This is a genomic window from Gluconobacter sp. OJB (genome assembly GCF_039638275.1).
Taxonomy (GTDB): domain Bacteria; phylum Pseudomonadota; class Alphaproteobacteria; order Acetobacterales; family Acetobacteraceae; genus Gluconobacter; species Gluconobacter cerevisiae.
In genome coordinates this window covers 1,058,254-1,080,962 of sequence record NZ_JBDIWH010000001.1, presented here as the reverse complement: position 1 = coordinate 1,080,962, position 22,709 = coordinate 1,058,254, and the positions used below count along the sequence as shown (strand labels likewise).

The following is a 22,709-nucleotide window of genomic DNA, read 5'->3' as shown; positions in this document are numbered from 1 at the left end:
GTCATGCTGCCTTTCCGGTGGTGGATTTCATGCTCTGCATGCGGGTCTCACCCAGTTGCTTCGTGGCCAGCTCGACCAGCTGCGCCAGCGTCGTGTTGAGCGTGTCGGTGGACGTCTTCAGCGCCTCTTTCATGACGGAGGCCGTCAGGTCGTCCGTGCCGATGCTGCCCAGGCTCTGGAGCGCCTGCATGACGCGGGCATAGTCCTGAGCGTAGGCCGTGCCTGACCCGTTGAAGGTCTTGCTCTGGGCCAGCAGGGTCTGCATGTCGCCCTGCATCGCCTGAAGCGCCGTGAAGCTGCCGCCCTGGGCAGCCGTCAGATCGGTCGTGAAGTTGTCATTCGCGACCTTGTACTGATCGGCGGCTGACAGCGGAGAGGCATCCGACGTGGCCAGACCCGCGCCGTAGGTCTCCAGGCTGGACATGACGCTTTCAGCGCTTTGCAGCGCCTGATCATTGTACTGCTGCTGGATCTTCAGGCGCTCGGCCGAGAGGGTCTTTTCGAGGTCGGCCGACTGGCTGATATATTCCTTCTGGGACGTGTAGGCGTCCCCGAGGAAGTTCTTCCAGTTGTCCGCCAGCTGCTGGCGCTGCTGATCCGCGCTGATATCGAAATTCGTCAGCGCGGCCCCTTCATCATTGCCCGTCGCCGTCTGGTACCGCGCCTGAACCGACAGATCGCTCTGCCGCAGCGTATCCAGCTGCGAGGCGAAGCCCTGGTCGTAAAGCGACTGGTACTTCGCATTCAGCTGGGTGCCGTCCAGTCCGTACTGATTGGCCTGCGAGGCTGCTGCCTCATAGGTCTGTTTCAGTGCGGCCATCTGATCCACCCAGGACTGCTGTCCCGAGACCGTAGCCTTGAGCAGCCCCGGCATCGTCGTGTCGACGAAGGTCGTGATGGTGGAGATCTGGCTCTGGAGATCCGAGGTCGATAGCGACTTGCCATCGAGCCCCGTGTCCAGAGCGGTTTTCAGATCGCCCGTGGCTTTGGTGAAGCTGCCGACCGTGACCGTGCCGTCCGAATTGAACTTCGAGACGGCCACGCCCAGCTGGTCAACCGTGTCGGCCATGGTCTTCAGGTTGGCGATCGCCGTTGCATAATCCGAGACGGATGTTGCATCGCTCGGCAGCCCCTGTTGCAGAGCCTGCTGGAACGTGGCGTCCGACGTGCTGTAGGTCGCCTGTTTCAGCAGATCCGTCAGCGAGACGGACTGAAGGGACTTGTCCTTGTTGTTCTTGTCATCGCGAACCGTTCCCAGAAGCCCACCATTGCCGCCGCCGATCGTGACGTTGGCAGAGGACAGGACCTTGTTGAACGCTGTGATATCGGACTTGAGCTGCTCCGTGATCTGGTCCGTCTGGGCCTGATCCCATGTCTTGCCGAGCGAGAGTGAGCCTCCCGTCGTCATGACCTGGTCGATCGTGTACGGGTTTTTCTTGTGCCCGAAGAGGCCACCCAGAAGCCCGCCAAGACCGCCACCGATCAGACCGCCCAGCATGGTGCCAACCACCGGGATGAACGATCCGGCCGCAGCGCCTGCTGCCGCACCGACGCCGCTGCCGATCATGCCGTTGGTTTTCGTCCCGCCACCGATGCCGGAAAGCGCAGACCCGATTCCGAAACCCCCGCCGATCCCGCCCAGAAGGTTGCCCACCGTGGCCGTGCCGAACAGGTTGGTCTTGAGACCGGAAGACAGCCAGGACGTGGAGCCGCCAGAGCCGCCCGTTGCCGTCAGGGGATTCCATCCCCAGCCACCGGAATCCTTGCTGATTGCAGCCGCGCCAGAACTGATTGAGGACGAAGAGCTGCCCGACAGAATGGACGAGACATCGCCCAGTGTCGTGCGGCTCTTGCCGTCGATCGCGCTCAGGAGCGGATTGATCAGCGCCAGCTTGGCGATCATGGAGATCAGCTGGCTTTCCACGCCCTGCATGGCGGACTTGAACGTTATTCCGCCATTCGAGGCGTTGACCAGAGCCTGCGTGAAGCTGCTCGACAGCGTGTCTGCCGCCGAGGAGATATCGCTGGTCAGTTCGTTCAACGTATCCTGCTGCTTCTGATAGGCGTTCGTGGCCGTCTGGATCGCCGCGACGTTCTCCAGATCGGTCTGCGAGGCTTTTGACGTGAGATCCGCACCATTTTCCAGAAGCGTGTTGCGTTCCTTCAGGACGGCCATCTGTACGGAGACAGCATCGGCATCCTGTCCGATCGCGTCGGTCTCGGCCTTGATATAACTGAGATCAAGGCTCTGGCTGTACGCCTTGCGGGCGGTCATGATGTCCACCTGTGCAGCAGCCTGCCGCTTGAGCGCGTCCGTGAGAACTTCCGTCTGGCGGGCCTGTTCCTGCGTGCCGGCGATCGAGGTTGCCTGGACCGTGTCCGAGGCTTCGACCGAGCGAAGATAATCGTCCAGGCTGCCCTTGGAGGCATCATAGGACGACAACAGCGTATTCTGCGCTGACGTCTTGCGGTCCATCGCATCGATCGAGCTGTTGAACTGACCTGTCAGAGCCTGCTGCTCGTTTGACTCGGCTTTCAGGAGCTGGGCTGCCGTGGCGTGGGCGTAACCCAGCTTGCGGGCTGCTTCTTCGGTCTGTTGGTCGACCTGGACCATGGCCTTCTGCGCGGCCGTTCCGGCCCAGGCGGCATCTGTTGCCTGCTGCTGCTGGCGCGCCAGTTCCTGCATCGGATCCCGCAGATCGTTCAGCGCGCCCTTATGCGCCATCAGGCGCTGCGTCAGGTCCTGCGTTCGTGCTGCATAATCGGAATCCGAAACAGCGCCAGCCTTGTGCAGCGTATCCAGCGCCTCTTGGGCAGAGGTCAGTTGCCTGATGGCGTTGGTCTGATCCGTCACCTGTGAGGCCGTCGAGCCGTCCGAGGTCTTCAGAGCATCATCGACCTTGCCCTGCATGGTGGCGAGCGTTGTTGCGCCATACATCTGGCCGCCCGTGACTTTCTGGGCATAGTCCTGCACGGACTGCGGGACCGTGGTTCTCCCCTGAAGGTATTTGTCGACGTTCCCTTCGCCCCAGTTATAGGCCATGGCGACCAGCTGCTCGTTGCCGCTGTATTTGGAATACAGCCGCACCAGCAGACGCTCGGCTGCCGTGACGTTTCCGGTAGGATCCGTGAGGTCATTGCCGGCAGCGTTCGCCGGCATAACCTGCATGCCGCCAATCGCGCCAGCCGAGGACGTCACGACTGCGCCGTTGCGGCCATACTGCCCGGTTGAGCTTTCAACCGGCTGGATCCGGTGCGCCAGGGCGATGACATCCGAGTTCGCACCGATCTGCTGGCCGACCGTATCAATCAGCCCCGACATGCCGGAACTGGTGCCCTGCTGGACCTGCTGTTGCTGCGCCTCATAGGCGACATGAGCAGGCTGGAAACTGTCCATCCAGCCCTTGAGTTCTTTGACCTTGTTGATCAGACCCGTCAGGCCGTCGATACTTTTGGTCGCCTGTGAGACCAGGAAATCCCCAATTTTGTTGCCGAAGTTCTCTACGCCTTCCATCGGACCGGCCCAGGCATCCTTGAGATTCCGGACCGCCTGCTGAAATGGCGTCAGTCCCTGATCCACAGCGCCGCGCGTGGCAGATTCAAGCTGGCCCATGAGCAGCTGCCAGGCTTGCATCCGGTTGCCGCTGTCCTGAAGATCCTTGACCTGAATGACCAGTCCCTGATGAACGCCCAGCAGACCCTTGTCGGCAAAGTCCTGAGCCGCCTTGGCCGGGTCGGCATAGGCACTGGCCATTTCCTTGGCAGCTTCCGGCACGGTTTCGCCCATGACTTCCGCGAGATCCCGTGCGTCCTTCGTCAGGGATGTCAGGCTGGAACTGTCAACCGTAGGTACGGCCGCAAAGGTCGTGGTGGCGCTGCGGCTGTCATCAAGAGAAAGACCGCTGCCGGCCGAAAGCTGACGCGCTGCGCGATCGGCAGCGCCAGCCATGGCGGTATAATCGTCCCGCGTGGCCCGCAGATGCTGCGACAGCGTCGCCAGCTGCTCCTGTTCCGCTTCGGCAGCAGAGCCGAGCTTGTAAACGGACGCCGCCGCTGCCGCACCTGCGACAGCCAGACCGGCAGGGCCCACCATCCATCCCGCGACGATTTCAAGAGCACCACCAAAACCGCCCATGATCTGGATCATGTTCGGCAGCTGGTAGAATGCGGCCTGAAAGGCAGATCCGCCCGCCATCACCTGATCGAAGAACTTGTGCGCTTCGTCCGCCAGAATGCCCATCTTCTGGCTGGATAGACCAGCCTTCTGGCCTGTTTCTTCCAGGGCATCGCCTGCCTTTTTTGCAGCCTGCACGGCATCCGTGTGAGCCTGCGTCAGCTTCTGGACTTTTGCGGCCTGCGCATCGATCGTGCGAGTAGCCTCTGCCTGCGTGATCTCACCACGGCGCACGCCGTCAGAAACGGTCTGCGTAACCTCAACCAGCTTTTTCTGCGCGTTCTGCAGGGCATTGGTCGACTTTGTGACCGTATCAAGGGTGTTGACCCATCCAGTGGCGCTTTTGGTGCTGCGCTGGATCTTTGCGTCCGTAACCTCGATGCTGTCGGAAACCTTTTCCAGACCGTCCGCAACCGCATCGAGCGCAGCGGCATCTGCCTGGGCCGGAGAGGCGATCTGGCTACGGTAGGAAATCTCGAGTTCTTCAACCGTTGCCATGGTCGCGTTCCTTCAGAGGCGTTTTGTCAGGATCATTGCCGGATAGGTCATAGCTGTTCCGGCAGCCCGGCTTTTGCTGCGCCCCTTGTTGCGGCGCAGAATGTAAGGGGCATTTTTCACCAGACCAGACGGAATGGTGACGAAGGCGCGGGCTGCGTTCACGGTCGGGAATTTGCGCTGCACCAGCTTGCGCACGGCATCGACAATGCCCGGAGGCACGGACATTTTCTTCATCGCGCCCGTGTCTATCTTGCGCGCATAGGGCTGCGGGTTGACGATCATGACCGACACGCCTTCCGGAATGTCCGCTATATCCTGCATCCAGGGCTTGCCATCGACGACGACCATCCAGCTGTCGCGGTAGTGCCTGGATCGCACCGGAGAGCGATCCTTGCACAGTTGGAGCGCTGCCTGCGCTGCCAGCCCCATGACGTTGAACTTGTAAAGGATGAAACCGTCCGGCCGAACGTCCGTCTCTGGCGCGTCCTGCCGGCCATCCACGATCGTCACCCAGTGTGGTGGCGCATCTCCGCTCCGGACCACCTGATCGCGCGCCTTGATGGCCACAGATGCCAGCCGTGCGGATTGCGCGGCTGGTGAGAGAGTCTGGTCCCGGAACAGACGGATATTGCGGGCCACACTGCGCGGAGAGGCCATGTCATTTCCTCATGAGGGTCTGCATGTCCTGGGAGATCGCGTTGTTGCGAAACTGCAGGAACACGGCATCGAGGGCACGGATCAGGTCATGGACGTAGATCCGTTCCTCGTCTGTCACGCGGTTGGCTTCACACCAGCGGTCGATGGACAGCCAGGAGATTGGCCCTGGCCGTGAGACAATGCGGATCATGCCCATGGATGCGCCGACCCCGTCAGTGGTCCAGGCACGGTCATGCTGGAGTTCATGCCATGCCCGCCAGGGGACTTCGTTCCAGGGATCGGGAAGGACCCGGTATTGCAGAGCCGTTTCCCGGATTTCGGGGAGTTCATTCTCCCCGGTAAAGGCGCCCCATTCCAGTTCCCACTGGAGCGCCGCGATCAGTTTCCCGCTGCGGCCTTGGCCTGATCGGCGCGATCGCTGCCGACACGACCGGCTGCCATGATGGCGAGCGTGGTCAGGGCGGGGTAGTTGCCGCTCTCCAGCATGCCGCGGAAAGTCTCGACGCTCACAGGCTGATCATCTGTGCTATCAAGCCCGCGCACACCCAGAACGCACTGGCGGGCAATGGCCTTGCCCTGGCAGACGTCATCCGTCGTCGGAGGCAGGGCGTCGGGAGCGTAGAAACTGGCACCGGCACGCTGGGAGCGGTTCAGCTCACGGGCTGCTTCCAGACGCAGCGCATAGAGCGTATCGCGGTAAGCCGGCGTGAAGCCGCGCGTGGTGATGAAGAAGGTATTGCCTTCCGGACCGACTTCGATTTCCTCACCTTCGGAAACCTTGCTGAGATCGCGCGAAAAAGCAGAGAGCTTGGCCATGTTAATTTTTCCAGTCTGAAATGAGGGGTGAAGAGCGCAGAAATCCGGGGATCAGCCGCCAGCGGGCGGAGCGGCCGGGATGCGCTGGATCTTGAAGGTGCCACCGCCAGCCTGCGGATTGCCCTCGATGTCGAAGGTGGCGACGATCGAGGTGTTCTTGCTGCCGGCATTGATCACCGGGTTGCGCAGCGCCGCATTCAGGAAGGTCAGGACATAGCTGTTGCCATCTGCCTCCTTCACCGTGACGGCGATCGGCCCCTGCGTGCCATTGGCCCAGACCTGATACATGTCCCAGGTCTTGAAGAAGATCTGCGTCGAACCGGAGGCAAGGATCTGACCGGGACGGATGCCGCAGGCATCGGCATGGCCCATGCCGTAATCCGACCCCGAACCATCACGGGCCAGCGTGATCTGCACCTGCTTGACGCAGCCATCCGGCGCCACGCCATTCACGGTCATGCCGACGAAGTTGTCGACCGTGTTGAAGACACGCCCCGTGGGAGCAGCAGTGTAGGTCGTGGCCGGATCGGCATCCGCAAGCGTCTGCTGCTTGCAGGAGAAGTCGAAAGACGTTGACGCAAAGCTGCCCTGGGCAAAGGTCAGCTGCGCCTGGGTGCAGTAACTGCCCGGACGGACCACCCACTTGTCATTCAACTTCTCGATGATCGTCCATGTCTTCACGACCGCGCCGTTCTGCACGACGTTGTTGTTCCAGTCCGCACCGACGACGGCTGCAAGCATGTCGTCATAGGTGCCATAGGACAGCGCGCCAGACAGCGTGCCCGCCGCGGACCTTTGCGTCAGGACGGCCTGAGCGGCCTCAATGTCGGCATTGATCTCATCCGGACGCTGGGTCGTGTCGGTCGGCTTGAAGTTCTCACCCGTAAAGCGGGTGCGCTGGTAATTTCCCGTAGCCGGAACGCCGTAAGTCGTCTCCATGGCATAGGAAATGGCGGTATCATTTGCCTGCGCGGCGGCCTGATAGCCTGCCGTGGCACCGGTAAAGGCCATGTCTCACCTCATAAAAAAAGCCACCCGGAGGTGGCTGTGTCAGGAATTTCAGGATGCCGGCAGGACGATGTCCTGGTAGCGATAATCCACCATCAGAGAGAAGCGGACCCAGTTGCCGGTCTGATCGCCATCAGGCGGGTCGAAGCCCTGATCGTCATAGAACAGACCGGCAGGCAGCGGCGCGACCGGCACCCGAAAGGCCACCGACAGGGCCTTGCGTTTTGTGATGGCGTCGATCGCGCCTGTTCCGCGCCGCACCATCAGGTGCAGCCAGATCTGGCCGGTTTCTTCGTCGACGATCTCACCTACGCCCAGGCGGCCGGCAGAGGCACTCGCTGTCTCGAAATAGACCCATGGGCTGGTGTTCGTCTCAAGATCCTGCGCAAGCGCATCTTTGACCACCAATCCCATTGGCGTGGCGGCGGCCGTGGCGCGATCAAAGGCATCCTGCCAGACGACGGGAGAGGTCATGTTCCACCTGCTGCAATGAGTTTCCAGCCGCAGATCATGCTGCCGTCATAGACGGGCGTGGCATCTGTCAGCGCGTATTGACGACCGCCATCCGTCAGGATGTCGGCATTCCGGGGCTGTCCGTAGCCCACTGCCGCCAGCTCGTCGTTCAGGGTTTCCGCCACAAAAGGCATGACGGAGACGCCTGATTCCAGTGCGGCCGTCGCGGGCGGCGCGGCATAGGCCATCAGCGTGACCGGACTGGCCTCGCTCGGCCGTGACAGTGTCATCAGCCGACCTTTCTTGCGGATCTGCCGTCGCCGTCGATCAGTGCGAAGCCCCATCAGGAGAGCCCTCCGGGAAGGTAGCGCTCCAGAAACGCGGCAGCATCAGCTGGGAGACCGCCGTTTCCGGCGTCGGGCGTTGCCCAGGAGGATGAACCGACCCCTTGCTCGCTCTCTGACTTCAGAAGCGGATCACGCTCCTCGGCATAATAGAAAGCACGGGCGGTCGTCAGAACGGCGGACCGAATATCAGCCGGCACAGTGGATATGATGGCGCTGCCGTCATCACCCACCTGATCCGGTGCGACCCATCCCGCGCGATACTGTAGGACATACCGTCCTGGTCCCCAGAATGCCCCTGCTGCCGGATAGAGCAGCCCACATCCTCCATCATAATCCCAGCCGTCCTCTGGGGCAGGCAGAGAGTTGCCATCCCTCATGACCGCGGTAATCCCGGAAACGGGCCGCACTGCCATCCGCAGGGACAGCAGCGTGTCACCGGGGCGGATCCTGATTGTCTCTTCACGATCAGCAATCAGCAGCGGCCGTCCGATATAGCTGGTGACAGCCTGAGACGCCCGCAGCAGGATATCGGCCAGCGTGCCCCCGGCATTTCCGTCTGTGATGGACAAGGAGTCCATCAGGCTTTGCAGGGACACAAGCGGAAGATCCGCCTGTGTCCCGTCAGTCTGGCTCGCCATACCTGCCTCCAGAGCGACGTTCAGGTTCAGCCGCCAGTCGGTGCTGCCGTCAGGTCGGCAAAGCTGCCATTGATCAGGGCTTCCGGACGGTAGACGGCCAGTGCAGCCCGCTCTTCCGCACGGATCGTCACCATGTTCTTGATGAAGTTGTCACGGTCCTCGGTGGAGATCATGACCGTTGCATCTTCACGGTCAAAAATCTGCGCGGCATAGCGGAAGGCCCCCGTCATGAACTTGCCTGCCGCGATGGCAAGTGTTTCAGCGACAGGCAGACCCCACAGGGCAGGGCCGGTCAGTCCCATTGGGTTGGCGAAGACGTAGCGGCTCTGCGCGTCCTTCGTCAGCTCAATCGAGGCCCAGTCCGTTGGATTCAGGATGTGACCCGTAGCCGGATACTGCGCCAGGACCGCCTGAAGCATGGCCAGACGCAGACGATCGATCATCGTCTCACCCTTGACCGTCACCCCGGCAGGCTTGGCATAGGCTGAAGACTGGACCATCAGGCCCTTGAGGTTCGTGCCGGTGCCATCGCCGTTTAGCAGCTGGTTGTCCTCGACGAATGCCAGACCGTAGCGCAGACGACCGTCAATGTAGCTCTGGAGCATCGGCGCATCGGCAAGGATCTGGGTCGAGGCCTGGACCCAGTGTGCGATCGTCCGAACCGGAAGGTTCTGAAGATCGAACTGAAGATCGGATTCCGCCTTCTGGGTCGTCTCGGGCGCGATCGCGGCATTGTTCGTAAAGCCGGTTTCACGAACGAAGTCGATTGCGCTCGATGCCGTATTTCCAGGCATCAGGAGGTCACGGATGACCAGAGAGCGGTTCGGAACGACCTGAACGATACCGGGCTGACGATCGGCAACGACCAGACCCGTCGTGGCCGACACGCCCGTCGAACTGGCAGAAGTGATAGACTTCACGTCCAGCTTCACACTGCCGCGCCAGGCGCTGCCTTCAGCCATGGCGGCCTTCACCACGTCCGAACGGATGAAGCGCTGCCCCAGAGACAGGCCCGCATTCTGGTCTTCCAGGCCATTACCGCGCGCACCCTTCTGCTCCATCTCTGTCACACGCGCTGCCAGAGCGTTCATTTCGGTCAGGGCCTTGTCAGCACTGGCCTTGGTCTCGCGCGAGACGTCGCCGAGGTTCTTCAGCTCCGTCCGGGCCGTTTCGGCAAAATTCTTGACCTGGTCCGTCGCCTTCGTGAGATCAGCAACGGCCTGCTTGTATTCGTTTTCGGTGGACATCCGTATTTCCCATAAAAAAAGGCACCCGAGGGTGCCTTGCATTGCAGTGTGATCAGTTGAGCCGGCTCAGAGGCCGGAGGCTCCGGTCAGGTCCGGAAGTGTGAAGCCAGCCAGGGATGGAGACGACGTCCCCAGTCCGGAAAGCGTGTCCAGCACCCGCCGGAAGTCATCCGAGAACGGGGCTTTCTTCGTCAGTGCCAGCGGAGCGCCTGTCAGGGCAGAATGAGCGGCCTGAAGATGCTCCAGCATGGTGTCGCATTCCTCCTGTGTCGGAGGATGGCCGCCTTTCAGAGCCGCCTGATGCAAGGCGATGGCAGAAGCCACCGCATCCGTGGCCTTTTCCGGCGTCAGAGCCGTTTTCAGCCCGAAAACCCCGATGCGGCGCTTCAGCTCGGTCACACGGGACGCTGCATTGGACGGATCATCCACGAGGCTAACCTCATGCAGGTTGACCCGGTTGATCTGCCGCTGTGCCCCGCTGCCCTGGGCCGCTTTCACAGCCCCGCCTGGTGGGACATTGAAGCCAATCGAGAGACCGCCGAGAGCGCCATCCTTGACCAGGCCATACAGCCGCTTGCCGTAATCGGTATCCATGCCGGACAGCCGCCCCTTGAGGTGCAGGCCCTTGCTGTCTTCCGAAGCATCTGTCCACACACCGGCAGGAAGACCGTCCCCGCCGTAAAAGCCGTGCATGACGTGCATGGCGATGTTCCGACCCTGCGCTTTCCGCTCGGCCAGTGAGCCCGCAAACGCTCCCGGCATGACGATATCGCCATGGGCGTCCACGTTCCCGAAGACGCTGCCGTAACCCTCGAAGGTTCCCGGCGCGCTATTGTCGGCAAACTTCACCTCAAAAGGCGCGGCGAGGAAATCGCCATCAAACATCTGGATCTCCTGTGGTGCCGGACTGTGCCGGCTCTGGTGGGGGCTGGCCGCCTGCAACGGGCTTCAGCGTGGGTTGCACGGCTGATTTCCCGACATCTGACAGCGGGATCATCTGCGCCTGAACGGTCAGCATGTCGCCGCCATCCATGGGGGCCATTTCTTCCTTCTCCCGAACCTCATTCGCCGTGAACCAGCCATTCTGCCGCCCCGCGATGTAGAAGGCCGTCCGCGCTGCGGTGTCTGCCCTCAGCAGGGCATCGACATTGTGCTTGGCGAAGTAAGAGAGACGGTCGACCGGACTCAGCAGGCAGCGCGAAATGGCCTGCTCGATCCGAACCAGCCAGGGCATCAGGGCATATTGCAGGAACCAGAGGTTCATCTGTTCCAGACCGGTTCCCCAGGCCGTGGATTTCTCCATGCTGCCGATCATGACAGGCTGGACACCGAACCACCGGCAGATGGTCTGCACATTGAAAGTGCGGCTCTGGAGCAGCTGCGCCGCTTCCGGATTCAGGCCGATGCTTTCGACGGACCATCCCCCCTCCAGAAGGGGCGTTTTCCCGGCATTGATCGCACCCGCATAGTCCTGAAGGGAGGCTTTCGCCAGCTTGCGCTGCTCGTCCGTCAGATAGGCGGGAGCCTTGATGTAATTCTGGGTCTGAAGACCGTTCCGGAAGGTTTTCCCGGCCGTTTCTTCCGCCGCCATGGCCGTGCCAAGGCTCTGCCGCCCGACTGTGATCGGCGACAGCCCCATCAGACCGTCAAACGAAATCCCCTTGATATGGAAAATCTCTGTTTCGGACAGCGTCAGGATCTGCTGCTGCCAGGCGTAGGTGTAAATCAGCGCGCCCGTGTTCGGATCACGCCGTACCGTCATGCGATCCGGCCGAAGCGGATTGAGCGCGATGATCGTTCCGTCGCCACGCCTCACCACCTGGGCAAAAGCATTCCCCCAAGCGAGTAGGCAGGCCACCATACAGCCCCAGAACTCGACGCCCGTCATGTCCGCGTTCGGCTTATCGTACAGGATCGAGAAGAGAGGATGTGAGCGTGCGACGTTGGAGGTGTTCTCTGTCTCTCGCTGGTAGAGTTTCAACGGCAGCGAGGCGATCGTCTCCGACAGAAGCCGGATGCACGCCCAGACCGTATCTAGCTGGATCGCCGTGTCGACTGTGACCATCTGTCCGGAATGCGTCGGGCCGCCCGCCATGAACGCCCCGAGACGCAGATCCGTCAGACTGACCCCCGTGATGGACAGAGCCATCGCATTGGCCGCCTTGGTGAGCAGCCCGGTGAGGGCTTTTGGCATTTTCATGCGCTGAGCATTCCCCCTTTCAGGAAGTCATCGACACGCCCGTTCTTGGGCGGGCTCGGATTTTTGGACATGCAGGCCACGGCATCGAACAGCGCCAGCAGGTGATCGATCTTCTTTCCGCCTGCCAGCTGCTTGGTGATCTCGATGTTGTTGCCTTTGGCCTGGGCTTTCGCATTGCCAACGGCCCAGGCCATGATCGGCCGACCACCATGGTGGAAAGACCCATCTGCCAGCTTGCGCTCAAGCGTCTTGATCGGGCCGGTGAGCTTCCAGCCTTGGCTGACACCGACGATCTGGCTTTCCTCGATCCCCTGCCGACGCAGCTCGAAGACGATCTCCGCTACGCCGGCCGGGTCCAGCCCGATCAGCGCCAGCTTGCCCGACCGATTGAGATCCGCGGCGATTTCGCCCAGCTCAATGATGTCGTCCGCCATGGTCGTGACGAGTACGAGGTCCTGCTGTTTCTCGAAATCGAGATAGCGGGGCGCTTCTTCCTTTCGGGCTGTCAGAACGTCACAGAACACCCAGCTCCGCTGCCAGTGCAGCCAGTCATCCGTCTCAGAATCACATCCCAGCACGGCCATGGACAGGAAATCGTCCAGGCCGCCACCGTCGATCCCCATGACCAGGACACTGGAGCGTCTGATCACGTCGTCCAGAGTGAGGTTGGGATCCCCTCGCTGCTCCCAGTATTTCGCACCGGCCCAGGCTTTCTCTCGCAGGGAAAGCCCGACCTGTACATTGAGATGCTTGGCCATCCAGACCCGCAAAGGGCCTTCGCCGGCTTCCTTCTGCTGGTCATACTGGCTGAGCAGAAATTCGGTCCCGACCGACAGACCGAGGTTCGGGTTGGTGACGTACCAGTAGTCGGGATCTTTATGTTTCTCGGCTTCAATCAGCGCGGCCGGGAACTCATAGATGACCGGAAAGAACTTCCGGTTCTGGATCTTTCCATCCCGCACGGAGCGGGCATATTCCAGCTTCGATTTGAAGACGCCGGCCGGTTCTTCATCCGACTGGGTGGAAAGATAGATGACGAAGCCTTCAGGACGAGACGAAATGCCGCCCATGGCTTCCATGAGCATGTTCTCGCCTGTCAGTTTCTTGCCGAACTCCCAGAGTTCGTCGACCAGAATGCCGGTCGCCTTCTTGCCGACCACTGACTGGCCGTCAGCGGCCACGACCTTGAGCGTGGCTCCCGTCTGCCGATGCGTAATGATGCGGTTGTACTGCTGGACGTGGAAGATCGCGTCCAGATCCGGGTCGTTCAGGACCATGTCCCGTGCGGGTTTGAAGGCGTTGTCGGCCGCTTCCTTGGTTGGTGCAAGGATCAGAAATTCAGCCGATCGCCGCCAGTTCAGCACCAGCTGAGTCAGCATCACGCCAGCCGCGATGGTCGATTTGGTGTTCTTCTTGCTGACCAGCAGAAAGAACTCGCTGATGTGCCGGACACCGGTCTCCGGATCGTAGGATCCGAAGAAGGATTCCGCGAAGTCCTTCAGCCAGGGCCGGCAGGACTCCCCGATCGTCGGTTCGCCCATCACATCGACGAGCTTCAGGGCATTGAAGACGTCCATGCCCTGCTTGGCCGCTGCCGGGAAAAGCGGCGGGCAGGGGATGATGCTCTCGCCGGCAACAATGCGCTTTTCCCAGGTAGGGCACGCCGTTGACCAGGTGAGCGTCGCAACGGCCGCCGCAATGGCGGCGGCCTGCTTGACCGCTTTCTTTATCCCCGTTCGCCTGGCTGGCGTTTTCCGTGCCCGAGAGGTGGTTTTGACCGTCCCGTCACTTGCCATTGTTCACCACGAGTTTGGGCTGGTGCATGGGAGAAAAGCGGCCGGAGGATGCTGTTTCTGCCGCGTCCTTCAGCTGCTCTTTCTTGCCCTTTTTGCTGGCACCTTTGCCGCCTAGAAGTGCGACCGCTTGAGCAAGCGTCTTGAGAGAATTTGTCCGGACTGGATGGCTGATGGCTTTCTCCATCGCAGCTTTCCGATGCGGGTTTTTGTCGTCTGCCGTCTCAATTTCGATGGCTTCCGATATCTCAGCATGGTGCGCCGTGATCTGCTCCAGTTCGTCCGTCATCCGTTCTGCCAAGCAGAGCAGCCGACCCTCGATATCTTCCGGGATAGCTTCTGCGACGATCGGGGAGGGACGTTTTTGCGCAGGCTGCCCTGAGTGCGCAGCGGTGCGCACTTTTGGGGTGCGAGTGCGCACCTTTTGCGCACCTGTTTTCTCCCATCCTTCGGACGCGATACGCTTGCGCAGGGTGCTTTCGGCAATTCCGAATTGCTTGGCAATCTGGCGGTTTGACAGGCTTCCTACGCAGTAGGCGCTGGCAATCTCCTCCCAGTTTGCGGGCGGTTTTTTCGACATTCTTGACCGTCCTGCGCAGGATGGTGCGCACCTCATTTCGTAATTTCAGGAAAATTTTTCACGCGTGTGACTGGCGCGGTTACGCCCCGGGCGACGGGTTGAAGATCCGACCCGCCCCCCCGCAATTCGGACCATTTCAGTCGTCTTTTGGGTCGAAAATGGAAAAAACGGCAGTTTTCCGCCATTTTCTGCCGTTTTTCACCAGTTTTTCGCAGCTCGTTGCGCTTTTGCCCGCGCCGTCTTGGCCGTGTGGCACGAGCCGCAGAGCAGCTGGACGTTCTTCGGGTCCAGCTTCGCGCCGCCATCCTTCAGCTCGACGACGTGATCACCGAAGATCCGGCAGCCTGAGCGGCCGCAACGCTCGCAGACGCGTCCACGCTGCTTCAGGATGGTGCCCATCAGGGTGCGCCATTCCTTCGAGACATAGAACGCGTCCGCACGCTTAGGCGGTTCGCGGGCGATGCTGGTGTCCAGCACTGCCAGCCCGCTGTTGATGCAACGCAGCAGTGCCATGACGTTTTTCGCCTGTTATGTGTGGTTACCCTAACTCCATGAGGTGAGCCCATGACGGCAGATAACAACAGTGGGAAGTCAGAGTGGATTGATCCGGATGACATTCCGGAACTCACTGATGCTTTCTTCGAAGCTGCGACATTTCGAAAGGGTGAGACAGTCGTGCGGCAAAGACCGTCAGACTGCGCAGAGACCGAAGGCAATGCCGGAATGTCGAACTACATAGCCATAATCCATAAAGACCCCGAAAGCGATTACGGTGTCAGTTTCCCGGACTTTCCGGGATGCGTAACGGCTGGCAGCACATTGGAAGAAGCACGCGTCATGGCCTACGAGGCTTTGACGTTTCACATCGAAGGAATGATTGAGGAGGGATGGGACATTCCTGCTCCATCATCCTTCGAAACCGTTATGCAAGACCCGAATAATGCATCGGGTGTGGCATTTATCGTCAGAGTAAAGCTGCCTGCAAACTGATGCTCAGTTCGTATGTCGGCTCAGAGACTCTGCCTGTTGATCCTGAATGTAGCTGAAGTAACCACCCGCTGTGATGCAAGCACACAAGGTGGCAGCACCGATGAAGATCATCCAGCCACGATTTGACCGACCTGAAGCCAGTCCGATCTGAAGAACCTCAATACCTTTGATGAAAAGGTAAAAGGAGAGCAGATACGTCAGTATCTGAAGCATTCCGGCCATGTGTTTCTATCCTTTTGGTCAGATCACATTGGGCGGGAAAGCGTGATGTTCGTATTGGTGCACTGAGACGCTTCAACCGTGTTGATGTTGCGATCCAGCTTGACCATGCACTTCTCGACGTTCAGGCCACCACGTCCATCGCTGCTGATGTTGGTGACGAAAGGACCAGCCTGACTGGTGCAGGCTGATACTGCGAATGCAACAAACAGCGCGGGGACAATGGCTTTGAACTTCATGAAATTGCTCTTCAATAGAATCTGACCGTGACGGTTTGTCACAGAAGATTTCTATTCGCTGTCAGCTTCGAGCGCAATCTGAATGAGGCGGCGGATGGCTTCCGCACGGGGAATTTCATGCTTCGCAGCCCAGTCTTCAAGGCGCTGCAATAATTCCCGTTGTATGCGTGCACTGACCTCTTCGCTATCCACGCGAGGTCGCCCCATTTTCTTTTTGCTAGCATAAAGTGTTGACATTCCAACTTTATGCCCGCAAAAAGTTCGGGAGGCAAGCAGTCTGGCAACCGCAAGCCTCCCTAACCTAGAACAAGGGAATGCACCCCATGTCAAAGGCTATCCAAGCCTCTACCACATCCCGGCGCGCGATGCTCGCCGGACTTGTTACGCTGTCTATGACAGGTTCAGTCCATTCAGCCACAGTGTCACCAGATGCTGAACTCATCAAAGCCTGCCAGAAGTTCGATGACTACGAGCGGCAATATGTGGCGATCTTCGATAATCCTGCTTTCGCAGATGATGACGATCTCTCCGATGCAGAATGTGCCCGGATCGATGCGGCTCGAGAGCCTTTGCTGCACACGATCTGCTCATTCAATGCCCTGACGCCAGAGGGACATCAGGCAAGGGCGCGATCTCTTTCGCTTTACGCCGTCGATCTCCTCAAGCCGCGTGTTTTGAGCGATCACCTCGGGCCTGTGCCTGCGCGCATGTTGCAGGCACTCCTTCGTGACCTGACCTGCGGAGTGCTGTCATGACGGATCTGGTTCCCTTCAGCTTCGAAAGCCATGACGTTCGGGTGGTCATGCGTAATGGTCAGCCATGGTGGGTGCTGGCCGATGTTTGTCGTGTTCTTGAAATCGTGAATCCTGCGAGATCAGCTTCACGCTTGGATGATGACGAAAAGGGTATTCATACTATGAACACCCTTGGCGGACCGCAGGAAGTGACGGTCATCAACGAAAGCGGTCTCTACAGTCTGATCTTCACGAGTCGAAAGGCCGCCGCCAAGCGTTTCAAGAAATGGGTTACGTCCGAGGTTCTGCCGCAGATCCGCAAGACTGGCGGCTATCGGGCCGATCAGGTGTCCTATGCGCCGCCGCCGTGGACATTGGAAAACTGGCGGGAGCGTCTAGCGATGGTGCAGGAAACGCGCAAGATCTTTGGCGAACCCGATGCGCTGTGGATGTGGGAGCAGATGGGCTTTCCGCAACCGCCGCAATGGGGCGCTGAAATCGAGCAGATCCAGCGCATGACCGAAGGCATGACGCGGGAACAGGCCATTGCCAACCACTTCCGTCCTCAGCCGATCCAAGCCCCGCCTGAAGTCGTACAGGAACGTGTCACCATTACCCGAAGCGTGAAAAAGGGCCGTTAACCAAGGGCTGAAAAGGGGGTGGCGTTTCACCACCCCCTTTTCGACTATGGCGAGAGGTCAGGCCTTGGCGATATCTAGCGGCACCTGAATGAACGCGCTGTCCGGTGATGCGCGTTCGTGGAACCGGATATAGCTGCGCGATGCGTTCACCTTCACCGCGTCGGTGATGGCCTGCATGGCGCGCTTCCATTCATCGTCGTCGATCGAAAGCCTGCGCAGTCCGAGGATCTTGGACACGTTCAGCTTGCCTTCCTTGCCAACGTCAAAGGCATCGGTGACGACGGCGCGGATGTTGGCGTTGCCGCCTTCCGTCCAGCGCGTCAGGCAGCTGTCCACCAGTTCTTTGGCGATCTGAAGTTCAGGGCCGAAGGTGATGGTGTCACTGATGGCAATGGTCACACGCTCGCAGCCGTCATAGGTCGCCAGCGTCAGATTGCCCTTGGCACCACCTTTCTTGGCTCCATACTGGTCAGCCAGAAGATCCAGAAAGGCACGAATATCGCTGTCTGCATCCTCACGAAACTGGCGCATGATTTCACGAATGGAGCGCGCACGCTCGAACAGCTTGCGCACCAGCTCGTCCTGCAACAGGTCTTCCGGCTTCACGTTCGCCCGTGGCACCAGACGGCCAGCGGAATCCTTCATGTAATCGTCGGGATTGTGGCTCATGCCTGTTCTCGCTTGCGATCGGCTTCGATTGCGCGGGCGCGGCGTGCTTCAGCTGCGGCCCAGATCTTCATTCCCGGCATCCGTGCATGTTGCGCCGTGCGCTCGTATCGCTCGGCAGTCCGGGTCCAGAAATCGATGTGCTCGGCCCGGATCTGTTCAGGCGTTTCAGGTCGGCGTCGGTATCGAGTGCTCATTTCGCTCTCCAATAATGGCCGACGCCGCCTTTTCGTGAGGCGTCAGTCTTTCAGGTAATTGCCGCCACCGTCGCCTTCGCGGACGTGGGCGTATCGTGTCGTGGTCTTCAGGTCGGAGTGTCCCAAAGTCTGCTGGACGACATGCGCGGGCGCGCCATTGTCCAGAGCGTGTGAGGCGTGGGCGTGCCGGAACCAGTGCGCCGAGGCATCTGGCAATCCGGCACGCTTCGCCGCCCGCTTCACGAGGCGATGTGCAGCTCTCAAGTGAAGTGGGCTCCCATCGTGGCCGGGGACAACAGGCGTTTCAGGACGCCAGTCGTCAGCTCTCACGGCCACGATCTCTTTCCACAGCTTTGCGGGCACAAGCACATGGCGTGTCTTGTTTCCCTTGCCGAACACGGAGGCCACGCCTCCCTGCTGACGCCGTGTCATATCTCGCCAGATGAGGGCGCACATTTCAGAAATGCGCAGCCCCATGAAGTACAGAACCCGGAGCGCGACCCGCTTTCGTGGGCACGGCTCCTGGTCGATAATGCGCCGCACATCCTCTTCCGTGAGAATGCGCTCACTGAGACGATCTCGCCCACGCTCGAGGCGCAGCGCCGCGCCAACGTCCACATCCAGAAAACCAACGCGGACCCCGAAGGCCAGAGCCGATTTGACGGAGGCCAGCTTTCTGCGGCGTGTGGCATCCGATCCCGTGAGGCTATCAAACCAGCCTTGCAAGTCGTCCAGAACGACATCTGCCAGAGGCTTGCCAGCCCACTGGCGGAAGGCGTCCACGTCCGCACGATAGGCGCGGGCCGTGTTCGCTGAGCGATTATGAAGCCACATATTCACGAGGCGATCGTCATCAGAGATACGGGGCGTTTTCGCGACCGTTGCTGGTGCCATTAGCCCAGTTCTCCGACAAGTCATTGAATTATAAAGGTTTCCGATCCTGCGGAGACCCTGAAAAACCGTCAGATAACCGTGATTATCTGACGGATTATGAACCCTTCTGGCGGGTTATCTGACAGTCTGCCCTTTCGGGCTTGTCGGATAACTCCGGGTTATCGTGTCGCTTTTCGCGCCTGTCAGTCGGATGGTGAACCACCCTTCTTCCGGCCGCGATCGCCGAGCTTGGGTCCGCGCGCCAGCGTGGATTGATACAATCCTGAGCCGCCAGCCTCGATTGCCTGGGCTTCGATGTCCCTGCCCAAACTGGCGAGGATTTTTCGCATGGCTGAAGGATTGACCCGCAAAGTGCAGTTGTCCCAGCCATTTTCGCGCCAGTGATGGTCTGTGCAACGAACGACCGTTGTTCCTGAAAGCTGAAGCGATTTTTCGCGTCGGCTGTCCCAGAGGAAGACATCAGCGCGATGAATGAATGTGCGGTTGAAGATGACGGGCACGCAAAGCGCCCGCGTCCCCTCGACCGCGAGCACAAAATAGTGCTGCGCGCCGCGACGGCACACGTCGCCTGCGCTCGCAGGGGCGAGTGTCCGCATTTCTGATTCGCTTTTGGGAAGGAGGCGAAAACGCCAATAAAAAAGGCGTGGACCTTCATTGGTCGCACGCCTTCGTAGAGCCTAGATGTTTACTGTCCGTTCCTGTTCCAAGTCAACAGGTTTTAAGTGATTAGCTTTCCCTCATAGTAATCGGCCAGCTGCTCGAGCAGCAATTCGATTGCGCCGCCCATCCCGTGGCGATCCTTCCCATACAGCTCTGCGATCTTGGAAACTGACAGGCCGTCCAGGACGAGAAGGACCAGAAGATCTGCGGCATACCGGCCGAGAACCCTCCGGACGCCTTCACAACGCGTGACCGCTGCGGAGCGTGCCAGGAGCATGTCTTCCAGCGTTCCTTGTCCAGTTGAACGCCGTTCTGGATCTGCTGCGCCCATGATCCCAGTTTCAAAATCCCGCGCCCATTGTTCGGCGACGTTGACATGGCACTGTTTGATTTTCCCATTCCGGAGAAGACTATACAGCCCAACACCACGCCGTATGACCTCGATTTTTCTGTTTTTTCCTAAGTCCAGTTCAGTAAAGGTGAAACGGTTATTCCAAGCCCCGACAAGCGGGACAATGTCTTCTCTAACTTCTTCAGTCGCCTTGGAGGCAATAGTCATCTGCATTCCACATCATGTGGGGTTGCGTTTACAAAATCGGCCGTTGTCGTCCCGGTTCGATGTGAGCTGGGCTAGACGGGCCTGAAGAGTGACAATCTCCAGGGCTTGATTCGCTACTGTCTTGGCCATGGTGTCAGCGCGCTGTTGCGCTTGGTCGCGTTCGAGGCGGACAGTATCGAATTCGGAATGGGTGAGGCGGGCAAGAGCGCGGCGGAGTATCATGCGTCAGATCAAGCCCAGGGCAGCATTGCCGGTGAAGCCATGCTCGAAGACGTACCAAGCATAGGCGACTGAGCCGTTCTTCGCCTTCACGCCAGATCCGCCCGGTGGCATCGAGATGCGACGGCTTGAGACCCAGACACGGGCGAGCGGCTTATCCTGAAACCAAACCTTCTTTTTTCTTCCCTCCAGAAAGGCGAGGCGCAAAAGAACGACGACACGATCGACCGTGTGAGACAGCGCTGTCTCAATGAATTCCCGCTCTTCGCCGCCGTAAGGGGGATTGCTGATCACGTTGTCGGGCTTCATGGCTGCAAGCGTGATGCCGTAGTCACCAATGCGAAAACGCCCATCTGCTCTGTCGATGAGATCACTTCCGATACACTTGCGAACACGGCTACATGATGGATGCTTCGCCACAAGATCCGGTATCGTACCCTTACCACAGCATGGGTCCATCACCTTTCCATAAAAGGGACGCTCGGCATCCAGCAGCGCTTCGACTGCCCATTGCTCTTCAACATACCAGTTGTGCTTCTGCCGTTCGTACCCTGAAGCCCTCACGCTGCCTGCTCCTGCGGGCGATGCCAGTCCATATAGGCCGCTCGATCGTAAGGGCAGGGAGGAAGGTCATAGGCCTGCGCCAGATCCGGCCATGCCCGCTGCACCGCGGAGAAGTCCCGCTTTTCGCGGAATGCCTCGTTCCAGACTTCCTGCGCCCTGGCAAAGGCTGCCCGTGCCCGTTCTTCCCAGTCTTCCAGCGGAACGGGCTCAGGCTTAGGAGCGGTTGACACTCCCGCCTGATGATCGGCCCAGAACCGTTCGATCGGTTTACAGAACACGCCCATCCTATTGGCAGTGTCACCGTTCAGGGCCATTTTCTCAGCGTGCTGCTTTACAGCCTCAACCAGAACATCGGCCGGAACGCCTTCCCGAAGGAAACGCCCGCAGATGCTCTTGGCAAACCCGGCCTGACGGTCCGGGAGGCGCCCAATCTTGATGACGCGGGCCACGGTCTGGGAGATCAGCGTCTCTGAAACCTCGCAAACCGGTTTGTCGGTTTTGGTTTCTGCCGGTTTCGTAGATTTAGAATTTAGAAGGGATATATCTTTCTCTGATTCTAGATCTACGGAAAACTCAAAACCGGTTTCGGAACCTAAATCGCCGGAAACCAAAACCGTTTCCAAAAACTGGTTTTGGTTTTTGGTTTCGGAATTCCGCCCCCCAGGCACCGACGTCAGCAGACGCATTTCCCGCTGCTGGATAGCCTCATGCTCTGCACGCTCCCGACGTTCCCGTGCCTGCTCTGACGTCTCACCTTTGCGCGGTCGTCCGCCCTTGAAGGCATTCGCGCGGGACGTCATAGCCTTCACACTCGCGTCGGGAGCGAATTCTCCGGCCTCCTGACGCGCTTTGAACTCTTCCAGCCTGCGAGGTTGCGCTGCACGGGCCGCAGCGCGCTCTGCGCGCCGGATCTGCCGCGCGACGAGGTGAGGACTGTAGAGCGCGCCGTCTTCGTCCCGAAGAATGAAGCGCGTGAACTCGAGTTCCGGCAGGTTGCGGCGCAACACCTCGACGTTCTCACACGCCATCTGCGCCACCTGGACGTCATCGAGCGCGCGACCGCCGACGCGGAACACCACGTCACGGGCAGATTTCAGGGCGTCCATCAGGGAATGGAAAACGCCACGCAGCTCGGCCGGCAGAACCTTCAGGAACGCCATGGATGGAACATCGTCACGATCGAAAGTGGCGGGGATCTGGAGCATCATGCCGACGCTCCTGACTTGATCCGCGCTCGAACAGCACGCAACCCGTGGCTCACTGCCGTCTGGAGTTTGCAAAGATCAGCCTCCAGTTCGACGGCCTCTTCGTCATCGATGACGCCGTCCGCCATGATGCGCACTGTCGTCGCCATGGTTTCACCAGATCGGCGCGCGACCTCTTCCATGCTGGCAGGAATATGGCCTTCCCCGACATGGATCGGCACCAGGACGTATCCAAGGTGCTGGGCCATGACTGTGAGGATCAGCGGTTCCTGCGCAAACTCATCCAGAGCGACGGCAACATCGACCGGAATGACCGACGCGCTATGCCGCTTCTGATACTCCGAGATCCGGGCGCGGCTGACGCGGGACGCCTCGGCCGCAGGATCGACACCACCAATGGCTTTGACGGCCATCTGGGTCGCTGTCTTGATACGGGAAAGCAGAGTCATGCGCGCCCTCCTGTTGCTGTAGCCGAGGACTCGCAGTTTCTATTTGAATCAAGTAACGTCGA

The 22,709-nt window shown here is 59.8% G+C and carries 28 protein-coding genes; 4 read left to right on the top strand and 24 right to left on the bottom strand.

Annotated features, from left to right (window positions below; genetic code table 11):
- Position 1: 1 nt before the first annotated feature.
- Entirely contained in the window at positions 2-4,672 is a 4,671-nt protein-coding gene (locus ABDK74_RS05020; RefSeq protein WP_346002953.1) for a phage tail length tape measure family protein, read from the bottom strand.
- Positions 4,673-4,684: 12 nt separating this feature from the next.
- Complete coding sequence (locus tag ABDK74_RS05015; RefSeq protein WP_346002952.1) at positions 4,685-5,329, bottom strand: hypothetical protein; 645 nt, start codon at positions 5,327-5,329, stop codon at positions 4,685-4,687.
- Here ABDK74_RS05015 and ABDK74_RS05010 point away from each other — a divergent pair.
- The gene (locus tag ABDK74_RS05010) at positions 5,328-5,504 is read left to right on the top strand and encodes a hypothetical protein (RefSeq protein WP_346002951.1); all 177 of its coding nucleotides are present in this window, start codon (positions 5,328-5,330) and stop codon (positions 5,502-5,504) included. The two genes, ABDK74_RS05015 and ABDK74_RS05010, sit on opposite strands and share 2 nt — an antisense overlap.
- Before the next feature lie 203 nt (positions 5,505-5,707).
- On the opposite strand, the gene ABDK74_RS05005 is transcribed toward ABDK74_RS05010, so the two are convergent.
- The 11 genes from ABDK74_RS05005 to ABDK74_RS04955 all read right to left on the bottom strand — a co-directional run bounded on the left by ABDK74_RS05005 (position 5,708) and on the right by ABDK74_RS04955 (position 14,924).
- Positions 5,708-6,145, bottom strand: coding sequence for a hypothetical protein (locus ABDK74_RS05005; RefSeq protein ID WP_346002950.1), 438 nt, complete (start codon positions 6,143-6,145; stop codon positions 5,708-5,710).
- Positions 6,146-6,196: 51 nt separating this feature from the next.
- A complete protein-coding gene (locus ABDK74_RS05000) occupies positions 6,197-7,156 on the bottom strand; it encodes a phage tail tube protein (protein WP_346002949.1) in 960 nt (319 codons plus the stop codon).
- 48 nt (positions 7,157-7,204) lie between these two features.
- Entirely contained in the window at positions 7,205-7,627 is a 423-nt protein-coding gene (locus ABDK74_RS04995) for a hypothetical protein (protein WP_346002948.1), read from the bottom strand.
- Entirely contained in the window at positions 7,624-7,950 is a 327-nt protein-coding gene (locus ABDK74_RS04990) for a hypothetical protein (protein ID WP_346002947.1), read from the bottom strand. The genes ABDK74_RS04995 and ABDK74_RS04990 overlap by 4 nt, the downstream gene beginning before the upstream one ends.
- Positions 7,950-8,591, bottom strand: coding sequence for a hypothetical protein (locus ABDK74_RS04985; RefSeq protein ID WP_346002946.1), 642 nt, complete (start codon positions 8,589-8,591; stop codon positions 7,950-7,952). Before ABDK74_RS04985 ends, ABDK74_RS04990 begins: the two co-directional genes overlap by 1 nt.
- A gap of 26 nt (positions 8,592-8,617) precedes the next feature.
- The gene (locus ABDK74_RS04980; RefSeq protein WP_346002945.1) at positions 8,618-9,838 is read right to left on the bottom strand and encodes a phage major capsid protein; all 1,221 of its coding nucleotides are present in this window, start codon (positions 9,836-9,838) and stop codon (positions 8,618-8,620) included.
- 66 nt (positions 9,839-9,904) lie between these two features.
- Positions 9,905-10,723, bottom strand: coding sequence for an HK97 family phage prohead protease (locus ABDK74_RS04975; RefSeq protein WP_346002944.1), 819 nt, complete (start codon positions 10,721-10,723; stop codon positions 9,905-9,907).
- Positions 10,716-12,038 carry a phage portal protein gene (locus tag ABDK74_RS04970; RefSeq protein ID WP_346002943.1) on the bottom strand — a complete coding sequence of 441 codons (1,323 nt, stop codon included), beginning with the start codon at positions 12,036-12,038 and terminating at the stop codon, positions 10,716-10,718. Before ABDK74_RS04970 ends, ABDK74_RS04975 begins: the two co-directional genes overlap by 8 nt.
- Entirely contained in the window at positions 12,035-13,834 is a 1,800-nt protein-coding gene (locus ABDK74_RS04965) for a terminase large subunit (RefSeq protein ID WP_346002942.1), read from the bottom strand. Before ABDK74_RS04965 ends, ABDK74_RS04970 begins: the two co-directional genes overlap by 4 nt.
- Positions 13,824-14,411 (bottom strand): terminase, encoded by a 588-nt coding sequence (locus ABDK74_RS04960; protein ID WP_346002941.1) that lies wholly within the window; start codon positions 14,409-14,411, stop codon positions 13,824-13,826. The genes ABDK74_RS04965 and ABDK74_RS04960 overlap by 11 nt, the downstream gene beginning before the upstream one ends.
- 198 nt (positions 14,412-14,609) lie before the next feature.
- On the bottom strand, positions 14,610-14,924 hold the full coding sequence (locus ABDK74_RS04955; RefSeq protein WP_346002940.1) for an HNH endonuclease signature motif containing protein: 315 nt from the start codon (positions 14,922-14,924) through the stop codon (positions 14,610-14,612).
- 51 nt (positions 14,925-14,975) lie between these two features.
- Between ABDK74_RS04955 and ABDK74_RS04950 the strand changes: the two genes are divergently transcribed.
- The gene (locus ABDK74_RS04950) at positions 14,976-15,401 is read left to right on the top strand and encodes a type II toxin-antitoxin system HicB family antitoxin (protein WP_346002939.1); all 426 of its coding nucleotides are present in this window, start codon (positions 14,976-14,978) and stop codon (positions 15,399-15,401) included.
- 3 nt (positions 15,402-15,404) lie between these two features.
- On the opposite strand, the gene ABDK74_RS04945 is transcribed toward ABDK74_RS04950, so the two are convergent.
- Genes ABDK74_RS04945 through ABDK74_RS04935 form a run of 3 tightly spaced genes read right to left on the bottom strand, consistent with a single transcriptional unit; the run spans position 15,405 to position 16,066 of the window.
- Positions 15,405-15,623, bottom strand: coding sequence for a hypothetical protein (locus ABDK74_RS04945; RefSeq protein WP_346002938.1), 219 nt, complete (start codon positions 15,621-15,623; stop codon positions 15,405-15,407).
- Positions 15,624-15,646: 23 nt separating this feature from the next.
- Positions 15,647-15,859, bottom strand: a complete 213-nt coding sequence (locus ABDK74_RS04940; protein WP_346002937.1) for a hypothetical protein — start codon at positions 15,857-15,859, stop codon at positions 15,647-15,649.
- Between the two features lie 51 nt (positions 15,860-15,910).
- Entirely contained in the window at positions 15,911-16,066 is a 156-nt protein-coding gene (locus ABDK74_RS04935) for a CopG family transcriptional regulator (protein ID WP_346002936.1), read from the bottom strand.
- A gap of 116 nt (positions 16,067-16,182) precedes the next feature.
- Between ABDK74_RS04935 and ABDK74_RS04930 the strand changes: the two genes are divergently transcribed.
- A complete protein-coding gene (locus ABDK74_RS04930; RefSeq protein ID WP_346002935.1) occupies positions 16,183-16,614 on the top strand; it encodes a hypothetical protein in 432 nt (143 codons plus the stop codon).
- Positions 16,611-17,234, top strand: a complete 624-nt coding sequence (locus ABDK74_RS04925) for a Bro-N domain-containing protein (protein WP_346002934.1) — start codon at positions 16,611-16,613, stop codon at positions 17,232-17,234. Before ABDK74_RS04930 ends, ABDK74_RS04925 begins: the two co-directional genes overlap by 4 nt.
- Before the next feature lie 57 nt (positions 17,235-17,291).
- Here ABDK74_RS04925 and ABDK74_RS04920 read toward each other — a convergent pair whose 3' ends face one another.
- From ABDK74_RS04920 to ABDK74_RS04885, 8 genes are all read right to left on the bottom strand, one after another.
- Positions 17,292-17,903, bottom strand: a complete 612-nt coding sequence (locus ABDK74_RS04920; protein WP_346002933.1) for a DUF3164 family protein — start codon at positions 17,901-17,903, stop codon at positions 17,292-17,294.
- The gene (locus ABDK74_RS04915) at positions 17,900-18,097 is read right to left on the bottom strand and encodes a hypothetical protein (RefSeq protein WP_099286667.1); all 198 of its coding nucleotides are present in this window, start codon (positions 18,095-18,097) and stop codon (positions 17,900-17,902) included. The genes ABDK74_RS04920 and ABDK74_RS04915 overlap by 4 nt, the downstream gene beginning before the upstream one ends.
- A 42-nt stretch (positions 18,098-18,139) precedes the next feature.
- Positions 18,140-18,991, bottom strand: a complete 852-nt coding sequence (locus ABDK74_RS04910) for a tyrosine-type recombinase/integrase (RefSeq protein WP_346002932.1) — start codon at positions 18,989-18,991, stop codon at positions 18,140-18,142.
- 182 nt (positions 18,992-19,173) lie between these two features.
- Positions 19,174-19,587: a hypothetical protein gene (locus tag ABDK74_RS04905; RefSeq protein WP_346002931.1), complete on the bottom strand. Its 414-nt coding sequence runs from the start codon at positions 19,585-19,587 to the stop codon at positions 19,174-19,176.
- A 122-nt stretch (positions 19,588-19,709) separates the two neighbouring features.
- Positions 19,710-20,210, bottom strand: coding sequence for a hypothetical protein (locus ABDK74_RS04900; RefSeq protein WP_346002930.1), 501 nt, complete (start codon positions 20,208-20,210; stop codon positions 19,710-19,712).
- A gap of 225 nt (positions 20,211-20,435) precedes the next feature.
- Positions 20,436-20,993, bottom strand: a complete 558-nt coding sequence (locus ABDK74_RS04895; protein ID WP_346002929.1) for a hypothetical protein — start codon at positions 20,991-20,993, stop codon at positions 20,436-20,438.
- The gene (locus tag ABDK74_RS04890) at positions 20,990-22,201 is read right to left on the bottom strand and encodes a hypothetical protein (protein ID WP_346002928.1); all 1,212 of its coding nucleotides are present in this window, start codon (positions 22,199-22,201) and stop codon (positions 20,990-20,992) included. Before ABDK74_RS04890 ends, ABDK74_RS04895 begins: the two co-directional genes overlap by 4 nt.
- Positions 22,198-22,647 (bottom strand): hypothetical protein, encoded by a 450-nt coding sequence (locus ABDK74_RS04885; protein WP_346002927.1) that lies wholly within the window; start codon positions 22,645-22,647, stop codon positions 22,198-22,200. Before ABDK74_RS04885 ends, ABDK74_RS04890 begins: the two co-directional genes overlap by 4 nt.
- Positions 22,648-22,709: the final 62 nt, after the last annotated feature.